Raw genomic sequence first — 12,303 nt, 5'->3', positions numbered from 1 at the left:
CCCGGACACGTCCGGGGCCTTTCGATTTCGGGATGTGGCGCAGCTTACTCGGGCTGGCCGATCGACACCTTCAGCGTGCCGACACCGTCGACGCCGCATTCGAGCTTGTCGCCGGGCTGGAGCTGCGACACGCCGGCCGGGGTGCCCGTCATGATGATGTCGCCGGCGGCGAGCTTCACCTGCTGCGAGAGCTGCCAGATGATCTCGGGCACGTTCCAGATCAGCTCGGTGAGATCGCCCTTCTGGGCCTCCTTGCCGTTGACCGTGAGCCAGATCTTGCCCTTGGCGGGATGACCGATCTTCGAGGCCGGCTGGATCGCGGAGCACGGAGCGGAGCCGTCGAACGACTTGCCGATCTCCCAGGGGCGCTCCTTCTTGCGCGAGGCGATCTGGAGGTCGCGGCGGGTGAGGTCGATGCCGACGGCATAGCCGTAGACGTGATCCAGCGCCTTCTCGGCGGGAATGTTCAGGCCGCCGCTCTTCATCGCGACGATCAGCTCGACCTCGTGATGCAAATCCTTGGTCAGCGGCGGATAGGGAATGGTGGCGCCGTCGGGCACCAGCATGTCGGCGTGCTTGGCGAAGAAGAACGGCGGGGCACGCTCGTCATTGCCCATCTCGCGGATGTGCTCGAGATAGTTGCGGCCGACGCACCAGATGCGGCGCACCGGATAGCGGCCGCTTTCGCCGACGACGGGAAGCGAAGCCTGGGGCGGAAGCGGGATGACGTAGGAGGCGGCGTTCATGCGGGTCTCGCTGCTCTTGAGGTGAAGGAAATTCTATGCGGTTGCGCTGATCGGCGCCAGAGCGCCGGCATCGTGGTGTTGCAGGCGGAAGAACGAGGCATAGCGGCCGCCGCGGCGGAGCAACTCGTCATGCCGGCCCTGCTCGACGATTTCGCCGCCCTCGATTACCAGGATGCTGTCGGCGTGCATGATGGTGTGCAGGCGATGCGCGATCACGATGGTGGTGCGGTTGTGGCAGAGATGCTCGATCGCTTCCTGCACCTGCCTCTCGGATTCGGAATCGAGCGCGGCGGTGGCTTCATCAAGCAGGATGATCGGTGCGTTCTTGATCAGCGCGCGCGCCACGGCGATGCGCTGGCGCTGGCCGCCTGAAAGCTGCGTGCCGTGCTCGCCGACCGGCGTGTCGTAGCCGAGCGGGAAGCCCATGATGAAATCATGCGCGCAAGCCGCCTTCGCCGCCTCGGTGATCTCGTCCGCGCTCGCGCCGGGCCGGCCGAAGGCGATGTTGCTCCGGATGGTGTCGCGGAACAGATAGACGTCCTGCCCGACATAGGCGGTCTGCGCCCGCAGCGATTTGCGTGAGATTGCGCCGATCGACTGGCCGTCGATCACGATGTCGCCTTGCGTCACCTCATAGAAGCGCAGCAGCAGCGCCAGCACGGTCGACTTGCCGCCGCCGGAGGGCCCGACCAGCGCGGTGACTTTGCCGGGCTCGGCGACGAAGCTCATGCGGTTGAGCACGGTCTCATTGGCGCGATAGGAGAAGCTGACATCGCGCAGCTCGATCCGGGCGTCGGAGAGCTTCAGCGCCGGCTTGTCGTCGTCGGAGTGCTCGCTCGCCGGGCTGTCCACCACTTCGAGCAGCATGCGCGCGCCGACGAGCTGGCTGTTCAAGTCGATGTTGAGCCGCGCCAGCCGCTTGGCGGGCTCGGTCGCCATCAGGAACGCGGTCATGAAGGAGAAGAACGCGCCCGGCGTGGCGTTGAGCGCGACCACGCTGTAGCCGCCATAGAGCAGGCAGCCGGCGACCGCGAAGCCGCCGAGCATTTCCATCAGTGGGTTGGAGCGGTTGGCGACGCGCGCCATCTTGTTGGCGTTGCGCTCGACGATGGCGATATTCTCGTCGATGCGCTTCTGCATCGTGTCTTCGAGCGTGAACGCCTTCACCGTGCGGATGCCTTGCAGCGATTCCTGCATGGTCTCCATGATGTCGGCGGTTCCGGTGAACTGGTTGTAGGCGAGGCCCTTGATGCGCTTGACCAGCTTGCGCAGCACCAGCATCGCCGGCGGCACCACGACGAGGCCGATGAACGACATCACCGGGTCCTGCCACACCATCACGCCGATCATGGCGAGCAGCATCATGAGGTCGCGCCCGACGGCGTTGACCAGCATGTTGAGCACGTCCGTAATCGACTTGGCGCCGGCCGTCAGCCGCGCCAGAAATTCGGACGAATGCCGCTCGGAGAAGAAGCCGACGCTCTCGCGCATCAATTTTGCGAACAGCTGGCGCTGGTTGGTGGCGAGGATGGCGTTGCTGATCTTGGTCAGGATCACCATGTGGCCGTAGGTCGCCACGCCCTTGATGAACAGCAGGATCACCGTGATCCCGGAAAACATCGCGATGCCCGGGATGTTCTTGTCGACATAGGCCTGGTTGATGACCTGGCCGAGCACATAGGTCGCGCCTGCCGTTGCGCCCGCGGCGACCGCCATCAGCGCGAAGGCGACGAGGTAGCGCCGCCAGTAGACGACCCCCTGTTCCGTGACGAGGCGGCGAATCAGGACCGCTGCCGCATAGGGATCGTCGGTGATTTTCTTTGGAAACTGGGCCATCCGGTGTCCATTGACGGCGCAGGACAAAGCCTGCCCGCGCGTCAGGGATCGAGTGGCCTCTGTGCCCGCTCAAGCGGGGTTTTTCAAGCCCAATTAAGGGCTTGCGCTCAGATGGAATCTAGGCCGAGGCGGCGTGACGGAGCTCGCCGTGGCGCTCGTGGAACAGCTTGTCCTCCCACGCCAAAGCGTGGGCCGCGATGGTCTCGAGGTCGTCGTATTGCGGCTTCCAGTCGAGCAGGCCGCGGATGCGGCTGGTGTCGGCGACCATGGTCATGATGTCGCCGGGCCGGCGCGGGGCGTATTGCACGGCGAAGCTGCGGCCCGACACCCGGCGCACCGCGTCGATCGTCTCCAGCACCGAATAGCCGCGGCCATAGCCGCAATTGAGCGTCGTTGAGGCGCCGCCGTTGCGCAAATAGGCCAGCGCCGAACGATGCGCCTGCGAGAGGTCCGTGACGTGGATGAAGTCGCGGATGCAGCTGCCGTCGGGGGTCGGATAGTCGGTGCCGAACACGTCGATCTTGGCGCGCTGGCCGGTCGCGGCCTCGACCGCGATCTTGAGCAGATGCGTGGCGCCGACGGTGGCAAGCCCGATGCGCGCCTGCGGATCGGCGCCGGCGACGTTGAAATAGCGCAGGGTCACGTACTGCATGCCGTAGGCGGCGGCGACGTCGTGGAGCATGATCTCGGTCATCAGCTTCGACGAGCCATAGGGCGACAGCGGCCGCGTCGGCGCGTGCTCGGGCACCGGCACCTGGTCCGGATTGCCGTAGACGGCGGCGGTCGAGGAGAAGATGAAGCGGCCGATGCCGCGCTTGACGGCGACATTGAGCAGGTTGCGCGCCGTCGTGAAATTGTTGCGGTAGTAGCCGAGCGGATCGCGCATCGAATCCGGCACGACGACGGAGCCGGCGAAATGAATGATGCTCTCGACGTTGTGCTGCGCGATCACGCCTTCGAGCAGGTTCTCGTCGCCGGCATCGCCGATGAACAGCGGCACGCCCTCGGGCAGATACGCGGAGAAACCGGTCGAGAGATCGTCGATCACGACGACGTCCTCGCCGGCTTCCGCCAGCGCGAGGACCGTGTGACTTCCGATATAGCCGGCGCCGCCGGTGACAAGCACAGTCATGATCTCACCCGTCTTCGATCAACGCGCCAAGTTAACGTTTGCGCGGTGAAGAGGGGGTTTCGGCGCGGCTGAACTGGTCACTATGCTTAATGTTGCGTATAGGGACTTTGCGAAACGGAGCATGACGTGGCGAATTTTCCCGGCGATCTCGAAGTGATCGTGCCAAATCTGCACAGGCGCTATTCCGGGGTCACCGCGACCAACCGGATGGTGGCGCCGCGGCTGGCCAGACTGTATCGCGCGGCGTGGTTCGGATCTGATGCGCCCGCGGGGATCGCGCGGCTGAGCGGTGCGGATTTCCTCAAGCTATGGCGCCGCAAGGCGCCGCTGATCTGGCATGCGCGGCGCAACAACGAGATGATCGCGGGCGTCGCGCTGCGCGCGCTCGGCTGGCCGTTGAAGCTCGTCTTCACCTCGGCGGCGCAGCGGCATCATAGCTGGATCACGCGCTGGCTGATCCGGCGCATGGACGCGATCATCGCGACGTCAGATCTTTCGGCCTCGTTCCTGAAGGTGAAGGCGACCGTGATCCCGCATGGCGTCGACACCGACGTCTATGCGCCGCCGCAGGACCGCGCTGCGGCGTTCGCGGAGGCCGCACTGCCGGGCCGCTACGCCATCGGCTGCTTCGGCCGCGTGCGTGCGCAGAAGGGCACCGATGTGTTCGTCGATGCGATGTGCCGCCTGCTGCCGCGCTATCCCGATTTCACCGCCGTGATCGTCGGCCAGGTCACGGCCGAGCAGACGTCTTTTGCCAATGACCTGAAAAAGCGGATCGAAGCGGCCGGCCTGCAATCGCGCATCGTCATCACCGGCGAGCTGCCGATCGAAGCGGTGCAGCGCTGGTATCAGCGGCTGACGATCTACGCCTTCACCTCGCGCAATGAGGGTTTTGGGCTGACGCTGATCGAGGCGATGGCGGCCGGCAGCGCGCTCGTCGCCGCACGCGCCGGTGCAGCCGAGCTCGTGGTCGAGGATGGTGTGAGCGGCGTGCTGATCCCGACGGGTGATGCGGATGCGCTGGCCGCGGCGCTGGAGCCGCTGATGCGCGATGTGGATGCTGCCACAGTGATGGGCGAGCGGGGGCGGGCACGGGTGCTGGCAAAGTTCAGCCTCGACGCGGAAGCGGCGCGGATCGGGGAGGTCTATCGACCCCTGCTGTGAGACAAAATTTGCGAAAACAACCCCATGCACAGTAGGCGATACGAGCAGAATCAATGGCTTGGAGGCCTGTGTGGCGAATTGCGGGATTTTACGAATCTCATTTGACGCGTCGGCAGGCGAAAGTTTAGTTCCCGTTTTGGGAATTTGAATTGATCCGGGCGTCTGAAATTTTGAATCGCGTCCGTCCCCTGACGCTGGAAATGATCCGGGCCATCAGCAAGGAATGGAACATTCCAGTCGGTGCTCTGACAGCTCCCTATGAGCTGGCGCGTGCACAGGCTTGGCCTCATCGGCCGCTCTCTTGCGACGATGCGGGCCGCGCCCGCGGGCGACGGCTAGTCCCCCGCCCGCGCAGCTTCACCCAGCACCCTCTCCGCAATCCCCACTACCTCGCTCGCTGCGATATTCCGCATGCAGCGATGATCGTTCATCTTGCAGATCGTGCTCTGGCAGGGCTGGCAGGACAGCTTTTCCTTGTCCTGCACCACGGTCGCGGCAAGGCCATTCAGCGGCGCCCAGAGATAGGGGCTGGTCGGGCCGAAGATGCCCATGGTGGGCGTGCCCAGCGCTGCTGCGATGTGCATCAGGCCGGAATCGTTGGAGATGGCGACGCCGGCCGCCGCCATCGCCAGCACGCCGTTGCGCAAATCGTTGCCGGTGAGGTCGCGGACCCCCGGGCCGCCAGCGGTCCCCGAGCCGCCCGCCGCGACGATCTCCTGGGCTAGGCCCTTTTCCGCGGGGCCGCCGACCACCCAGACCTCCAGCCCGCGCTCGACCAGCAGCCGGGCGGCCTCCGGATAGTAGGTCCATCGCTTTGAGGCGCCGACCGAGCCGGGGGCGAGCGCCACCGCGGCGCCGGCACTGAGGCCGTTGGCCTGGCGCCAGCGGACGATGTCCTCGGCCGGGACCCGCAATTGCGGCACCGGCCATTCCACCGGCAGCGGGGCGCCGTCGGGCTGGGCCAGGGCGGCGTTCTTGTCGATGAAGCGCGGCAGCTTCTTCTCGCCCCAGCGCCAGCGGTTGAGCAGGCCGAACCGGAATTCGCCGACGAAGCCGATCCGTTCAGGGATACCGGCGAGGGCGGGCGCAATGGCCGCCTTCCAGGTTCGGGGCAGCACCAGGGCCGTGCCGTAGTTCCGCTCGCGCAGCAGCTTCCCCAGGGCGAACTGGCGGGCGACGGCCAGGCGGCCGCGCGGCAGGTCCCAGACGATTCCCTCGCGCACGCCGGGCATGTAATCGACCAGCGGGGCGCACAGGGAGGTGGTGAGGAGATCGACCGGCCGGCTCGGCCAGCGCTCCTTCAGGACCCGGACGACAGTGTGATTCCGGACGAAATCGCCGATCCACATGTAGGGAATAATCAGAATCGGGCGGGTGTCGCTCCGATCTGCAGCTCCGCTAAGTTGCGAATCTTTGTTCATTCGTTGATGGGGCCGGGCAATCTGATTGTGGCGGTTCGGTAGCCGCTCCGGGCCGGCAGGTAAAGCGGGCAGACCGCTCAATCCCAAAACCGCTTACACTTTGGCGGCTCATGCGCTACGGCAGGGCCGGGCCGCAAAGATCGGGCAGGGATTTCGGAATGTTGCTGGTGACCGGCGGGGCCGGTTTTATCGGGTCGAATGTCGTGGCTGCGCTCAATGACGCGGGCCGCAGCGACGTCGTGGTTTGCGATTTCCTGGGTAACGAGGGCAAGTGGCGGAACCTCGCCAAGCGCCAGCTTGTGGATGTCGTCCCGCCCGCCGAGCTGATGGACTGGCTGAAGGGTCGCAAGCTCGATGCCGTGATCCATCTCGGGGCGATTTCCGCGACCACTGCGACCGACGGCGACCTCGTGTTCGAGACCAATTTCCGCTTGTCGATGCGCCTCTTGGACTGGTGCACGATGAACGCGGTGCCGTTCATCTACGCCTCCTCGGCGGCGACTTATGGCGACGGCGAGGCGGGTTTTGACGACGACGACTCGCTGCCGGCGCTGAAGAAACTGCGGCCGATGAATCTCTACGGCTGGAGCAAGCACATGTTCGATCTCGCGGTCGCCGAACGTGCCGCGCGCGGCGAGAAGCTCCCGCCGCAATGGGCGGGTCTGAAATTCTTCAACGTGTTCGGCCCCAACGAATACCACAAGGGCTCGATGATGAGCGTGCTGGCGCGCCGCTTCGACGACGTCAAGGCCGGCCGCGTCGTGCAATTGTTCAAGTCGCATCGCGAGGGCATCGCCGACGGCGATCAGCGCCGCGATTTCATCTATGTCGACGACGTCGTGCGTGTCGTGACGTGGCTGCTGGCGACGCCGTTGGTGTCCGGCATCTTCAATGTCGGAACCGGCAAGGCGCGCAGCTTCAGGGATCTGATGTTGGCTGCCTATGCGGCGCTCGGCGCCAGGCCCAACATCGAGTACATCGACATGCCCGAGCAGATCCGCGATAGCTACCAGTATTTCACCCAGAGCGAGGTCGATCGTCTCCACCGCGCCGGCTATAACGGCGGCTTCACGACGCTCGAGGACGCGGTGAAGGCCTATGTCGGGGATTACCTCGACCGGCCCGACCGCTTCCGCTGAGGCTCCAGGGATCTGAGGCTCCAGGACAATGCCGACGTCCATTCTCGACTTTGACGCCCTCGCGCAGGCCATCTCGGGCCGCACGGTACTGTGCATCGGCGACATCATGCTGGACGAGTTCGTCTATGGCGAGGTGTCGCGGATCTCGCCGGAAGCGCCGGCGCCCGTCATCGCGGCGCAGCGCAGCGAAATCCATATCGGTGGCGCCGGCAACGTCGCGCGCAACGTCGCTTCTCTCGGCGCGCGCTGCATCTTCGTCGGGCTCGTCGGCGAGGACGATGCCGGTGCACGGCTCAAGGTGGCGCTGGATGAGCACGCTGCAATCGAAAACGTGCTGGTGTGTGATCCCTCGCGTCCGACCACGCGAAAAGTCCGCTTCGTCTCCGAGCATTTTTCCACGCACATGCTGCGCGCGGATTGGGAGCAGGCGGCGCCTGCTTCCGATGGCATCGAGACGAAGCTGATCGAGGCGATCCTGCCGCAGATCGCGCGCGCCGACATCGTGCTGCTCTCGGACTACGCCAAGGGCGTGCTGACGGCGCGCGTCATCCGCCACACCATCGACGCCGCGCGAAAGCTCGGCAAGCCCGTGATCGTCGATCCCAAGAGCCTGAACTGGGCGATCTATCGCGGCGCCACGCTGCTGACGCCCAACCGCAAGGAATTCTCTGAAGCCACCCGCAGCCGCGCCGAGACGGTGCAGAGCATCGTCGAGGCCAGCGAGGACGTGATGCGGCTCGCCGATTGCGAGGCGATCCTGGTCACCCAGGGCGAGCATGGCATGACCCTGGTGCCGCGCAACGGCTCGGCGGTTCACGTTCCGGCCTTTCCGGTCAAAGTGCGCGACGTCTCCGGCGCCGGTGACACCGTCGCCGCCGCGCTCGCGGTGTCGCTTGCGACAGGCGCGGACTGGGACACGGCGCTGCGCATCGCCAATGCCGCTGCCGCCGTCGCCGTCGGCAAGCAAGGCACTGCCAGCGTGAGTGCGGCCGAGCTGCGCCGGAAGATCCTGCCGCATGCCACGCTCGCCGCCGAGGAGAAGATCGTGCTCGAGCCGGCCGCACTCGAGGCGCAGCTCGCCGAATGGAAAAGGCAGGGCCAGCGCGTCGGCTTCACCAATGGCTGCTTCGACATCCTGCATCCCGGCCACGTCAAGGTGCTGACCGCGGCGCGCGCCGCCTGCGACCGCCTGATCGTGGGCCTCAACAGCGACGCGTCAGTGCGGCGGCTCAAGGGCGCCGAGCGGCCGGTCCAGGACGAGCGCGCGCGTGCCGAGGTGCTCGCCGCGCTCGAGGCCGTCGATCTCGTCGTCATCTTCGATGAGGACACGCCGATCGACCTGATCACCCGGATCAAGCCCGGCGTGCTGGTGAAGGGCGGCGACTATACCCGCGAGCAGGTGGTCGGCCATGAGGTCGTCGAGGAAGCCGGCGGCACGGTCGTGCTTGTCGACATCCTCCAGGGCTTCAGCACCACGGCGCTGGTGCATCGCGCGCGGGGAGGGGGCAAGTGACGGCGTTGGCACGCGAGACGACCGGCGAAATGCTGCTGCGCCGCCTGCGCAGCCCGGCCGCCTGGCGCGAGACCGTCGATATATTTGCGGTGCTGACCGCGGCCTCGCTGCCCTGGTCGACCTCGCTGGCGGGGATCTTCAACGCACTGATGCTGCTCTGCATGGTGCCGTTCCTCGACGTCCGTGCGTTCCTGCAATCCCTGAAGCGTCCGATCTGCATTGCGCCGATCGCGCTGGTCCTGCTCGCGCTGGTGGGGACACTGTGGTCGGACGCGACCTGGGGCGCCCGCTTCTATGCGGTCAATCCGACCGTCAAGCTGCTGGTGCTGCCGGTCCTGCTCTATCATTTCGAGCGCTCGCCGCGCGGCCGCTGGATCTTCATCGCCTTCCTGGTGTCCTGCGCCCTGTTGTCGGTGATGTCCTGGCTGGTCGCCTTCTACCCGAACCTCGCGCTCAAGAACGATCCGGCCGAGCGTGGCATCTTCGTCAAGAATTACATCGACCAGAGTCAGGAATTCGCGCTTTGCGCGGTCGCGCTCGCCTATCCGATCGTGCTGCTGCTGCGCGAGAAGCGATACTGGTTCGCCGGGCTGCTGACGGCGCTGGCGCTGAGCTTCTTCGTCAACATGACCTTCGTGGTGGTGTCACGCACCGCGCTGGTCACCGTTCCGATCATGTTCGGTGTGTTCGCGCTGCTTCATCTCAAATGGCGTAGCATCGGGCTCATCTCCGCCGCTTTGCTCGTCGGCGCCGTTCTTGCCTGGCAGGCCTCGCCGCATTTGCGCCATACCGCCGAGAGGTTTTCCGACGACTACACGCGTTATGTGGAAAAGGGCGAGCCGACCTCGCTCGGCCTGCGCCTCGAATTCTGGCGGAAGTCGCTTGGCTTCTTCGCGGAGGCGCCGATCAAGGGGCACGGCACCGGCTCGACGCGCGGATTGTTCGAACGCGTCGCGACGCCCGGCGGACTGTACCAGGCCTCCGCCGAGGTGATCGGCAACCCGCATAACCAGACGCTCAACGTTGCCGTGCAATGGGGCGTGATCGGCATCGCCGTTCTCTACGCGATCTGGATCCTGCACTTGCGGCTGTTTCGCGGCGACGGCCTCGCCAACTGGATCGGGCTCCTGGTGGTGGTGCAGAACGTCTTCACCTCGCTGTTCAACTCCCATCTGTTCGACTTCCACGAGGGCTGGATGTACGTCATCGGCGTCGGCGTTGCCGGCGGCATGGTGATCCGGGCGCAACAGGCCGAGGCGAAGACGGGGGAAGCCGGTTCCTGAAAGGCCGCCCGTCCGGCAAATGTTGCGGGTAAGTCTTGCGGGCAAGTCCTGTGCTGGGAAGTCCCGTGCTGGGAAGTCTTGTGCTGGCAAGTCCTGTCCAGATGGGCTATCAGCGCGGTCAGGTTGCATCTAACTGGGTTTTCATCGGTCGGCGGATGACGCGTCTTTCGCATCTCACCTTGCGCAATTTCCTGATCGCGCTCCACGACCTGCTGGCGACCGCGGCGGCGCTTTTTGCCGCCTTCTATCTGCGATTCGAGGGTGGCGACGGCTTCTTCGACCGCCTGCCGCTGCTGTTCCAGATCCTGCCCTACTTCCTCGCCTTCAGCGTGGTCGTGTTCTTCATCTTCAACCTGACCACGACGAAATGGCGCTTCATTTCGCTGCCTGACGCGCTGAACATCATCCGCGTCGCGACCGTGCTCACGGTCGCCCTGCTCGTGCTCGACTACATCTTCGTCGCCCCCAACGTCCGCGGCGCCTTCTTCCTCGGCAAGGTGACGATCGTCCTCTACTGGTTCCTCGAGATCTCCTTCCTCAGCGCGCTGCGCATGACCTACCGCTATTTCCGCTATACGCGGGTGCGGCGTCACGCCAGGGGCGAGGAGGCCGCGCCGACGCTGCTGATCGGCCGCGCCGCGGATGCCGAGGTGCTCCTGCGCGGCATCGAGAGCGGGGCGATCAAGCGCATCTGGCCTGTCGGCGTGCTGTCGCCGTCGAGCTCGGACCGGGGCCAGTTCATTCGCAACGTGCCGGTGCTGGGCGGCATCGACGACGTCGAGGACGTCATTGCCGATTTCGCCAAGCGCAACAAGGCGATCGCGCGCCTCATCATGACGCCGTCGGCATTCGAGCCGGAAGCGCGCCCGGAATCGATCCTGATGCGGGCGCGCAAGCTGGGTGTGATCGTCAACAGGATGCCCTCGCTCGAGAGCGGCGATACGCCGCGACTCACGGCCGTCGCGGTCGAGGACCTCCTGCTGCGGCCGAGCGAGACGATCGACTATGCGCGCCTGGAGGCGCTGATCAACGGCAAGGCGGTGATCGTCACCGGCGGCGGCGGCTCGATCGGGTCCGAGATCTGCGAGCGTGTCGTCGCCTTCGGCGCCGCGCGGCTCCTGATCGTGGAAAACTCCGAGCCCGCGCTCTACGCCATCACGGAAGCGCTCGCCGCGCGAGGCGCGGCCGCCGAGATCGAAGGGCGCATCGCCGACATCCGCGACCGCGAGCGCATCATGCGCCTGATGGCCGGATTCAAGCCGGACATCGTGTTCCACGCCGCCGCGCTCAAGCACGTGCCGATCCTCGAACGTGACTGGAGCGAGGGCGTCAAGACCAACATCTTCGGCTCCATCAACGTCGCGGATGCCGCCGTTGCCGCCGGCGCCGAAGCCATGGTGATGATTTCGACCGACAAGGCGATCGAGCCGGTATCGATGCTCGGCCTGACCAAGCGCTTTGCGGAGATGTACTGCCAGGCGCTGGATCACGACCTCGCAGCCGGGGCGCACGGCGCCAGGCCGCCGATGCGGCTGATCTCGGTCCGGTTCGGCAACGTGCTGGCCTCGAACGGCTCGGTGGTTCCGAAATTCAAGGCCCAGATCGAGGCCGGTGGCCCGGTGACGGTGACGCATCCCGACATGGTCCGCTACTTCATGACCATCCGCGAGGCCTGTGATCTCGTCATCACCGCGGCCACGCATGCGCTCGGAACGCACCGTCCCGACGTCTCGGTCTACGTGCTCAACATGGGCCAGCCGGTGAAGATCGTCGACCTCGCCGAGCGCATGATCCGCCTTTCCGGACTGCAACCCGGCTACGACATCGAGATCGTGTTCACGGGCATGCGGCCGGGCGAACGCCTGCACGAGATCCTGTTCGCCACCGAGGAGCCGACCCGCGAGATCGGCGTTGCCGGCATCATGGCCGCGCAGCCGAACGAGCCGCCAATGCAGACGCTGCGCAAATGGATCGCGGCGCTGGAACAGGCGATCGCGCGCGACGATCGCGCCACCATCAGGACCATCCTGAAGGATGCGGTGCCCGAATTCGGGTCGACCGCAGCCTGA

Annotated in this window: 9 protein-coding genes; 5 read left to right on the top strand and 4 right to left on the bottom strand. The window is 65.7% G+C overall.

The window, feature by feature from the left end; genetic code table 11:
* Positions 1 to 44 precede the first annotated feature (44 nt).
* From AABA86_RS09985 to galE, 3 genes are all read right to left on the bottom strand, one after another.
* Positions 45 to 746: a fumarylacetoacetate hydrolase family protein gene (locus AABA86_RS09985; RefSeq protein WP_212250608.1), complete on the bottom strand. Its 702-nt coding sequence runs from the start codon at positions 744 to 746 to the stop codon at positions 45 to 47.
* A 33-nt stretch (positions 747 to 779) separates the two neighbouring features.
* A complete protein-coding gene (locus AABA86_RS09980; RefSeq protein WP_338306586.1) occupies positions 780 to 2,582 on the bottom strand; it encodes an ABC transporter ATP-binding protein in 1,803 nt (600 codons plus the stop codon).
* Between the two features lie 118 nt (positions 2,583 to 2,700).
* Positions 2,701 to 3,714 carry a UDP-glucose 4-epimerase GalE gene (gene galE, locus AABA86_RS09975; RefSeq protein WP_338306585.1) on the bottom strand — a complete coding sequence of 338 codons (1,014 nt, stop codon included), beginning with the start codon at positions 3,712 to 3,714 and terminating at the stop codon, positions 2,701 to 2,703.
* A 126-nt stretch (positions 3,715 to 3,840) separates the two neighbouring features.
* Here galE and AABA86_RS09970 point away from each other — a divergent pair, with 126 nt between their 5' ends.
* Positions 3,841 to 4,878 (top strand): glycosyltransferase family 4 protein, encoded by a 1,038-nt coding sequence (locus tag AABA86_RS09970; protein WP_338306584.1) that lies wholly within the window; start codon positions 3,841 to 3,843, stop codon positions 4,876 to 4,878.
* 335 nt (positions 4,879 to 5,213) lie between these two features.
* On the opposite strand, the gene waaF is transcribed toward AABA86_RS09970, so the two are convergent.
* The gene (waaF, locus tag AABA86_RS09965; RefSeq protein ID WP_338306583.1) at positions 5,214 to 6,299 is read right to left on the bottom strand and encodes a lipopolysaccharide heptosyltransferase II; all 1,086 of its coding nucleotides are present in this window, start codon (positions 6,297 to 6,299) and stop codon (positions 5,214 to 5,216) included.
* Positions 6,300 to 6,457: 158 nt separating this feature from the next.
* Here waaF and rfaD point away from each other — a divergent pair, with 158 nt between their 5' ends.
* The 4 genes from rfaD (at position 6,458) to AABA86_RS09945 (ending at position 12,303) form a co-directional block, all read left to right on the top strand.
* The gene (gene rfaD, locus AABA86_RS09960; protein WP_338306582.1) at positions 6,458 to 7,438 is read left to right on the top strand and encodes an ADP-glyceromanno-heptose 6-epimerase; all 981 of its coding nucleotides are present in this window, start codon (positions 6,458 to 6,460) and stop codon (positions 7,436 to 7,438) included.
* A gap of 28 nt (positions 7,439 to 7,466) precedes the next feature.
* Positions 7,467 to 8,951, top strand: a complete 1,485-nt coding sequence (rfaE1, locus tag AABA86_RS09955; protein WP_338306581.1) for a D-glycero-beta-D-manno-heptose-7-phosphate kinase — start codon at positions 7,467 to 7,469, stop codon at positions 8,949 to 8,951.
* Positions 8,948 to 10,234 (top strand): O-antigen ligase family protein, encoded by a 1,287-nt coding sequence (locus AABA86_RS09950; protein ID WP_338306580.1) that lies wholly within the window; start codon positions 8,948 to 8,950, stop codon positions 10,232 to 10,234. The genes rfaE1 and AABA86_RS09950 overlap by 4 nt, the downstream gene beginning before the upstream one ends.
* Positions 10,235 to 10,389: 155 nt before the next feature.
* A complete protein-coding gene (locus AABA86_RS09945; protein WP_212250600.1) occupies positions 10,390 to 12,303 on the top strand; it encodes an SDR family NAD(P)-dependent oxidoreductase in 1,914 nt (637 codons plus the stop codon).

The sequence above is a fragment of the Bradyrhizobium sp. TM233 genome (assembly GCF_036247965.1).
Taxonomy (GTDB): Bacteria; Pseudomonadota; Alphaproteobacteria; order Rhizobiales; family Xanthobacteraceae; genus Bradyrhizobium; species Bradyrhizobium ottawaense.
This window is presented reverse-complemented; position numbering and strand designations above follow the sequence as displayed.

What these genes read in the sequence shown, in the direction of transcription:
- galE (WP_338306585.1), bottom strand. Translation starts at nt 3,714, where the DNA reads ATGACTGTGCTTGTCACCGGCGGCGCCGGCTATATCGGAAGTCACACG.
- AABA86_RS09985 (WP_212250608.1), bottom strand. Translation starts at nt 746, where the DNA reads ATGAACGCCGCCTCCTACGTCATCCCGCTTCCGCCCCAGGCTTCGCTT.
- rfaD (WP_338306582.1), top strand. Translation starts at nt 6,458, where the DNA reads ATGTTGCTGGTGACCGGCGGGGCCGGTTTTATCGGGTCGAATGTCGTG.
- AABA86_RS09980 (WP_338306586.1), bottom strand. Translation starts at nt 2,582, where the DNA reads ATGGCCCAGTTTCCAAAGAAAATCACCGACGATCCCTATGCGGCAGCG.
- waaF (WP_338306583.1), bottom strand. Translation starts at nt 6,299, where the DNA reads ATGAACAAAGATTCGCAACTTAGCGGAGCTGCAGATCGGAGCGACACC.
- rfaE1 (WP_338306581.1), top strand. Translation starts at nt 7,467, where the DNA reads ATGCCGACGTCCATTCTCGACTTTGACGCCCTCGCGCAGGCCATCTCG.
- AABA86_RS09945 (WP_212250600.1), top strand. Translation starts at nt 10,390, where the DNA reads ATGACGCGTCTTTCGCATCTCACCTTGCGCAATTTCCTGATCGCGCTC.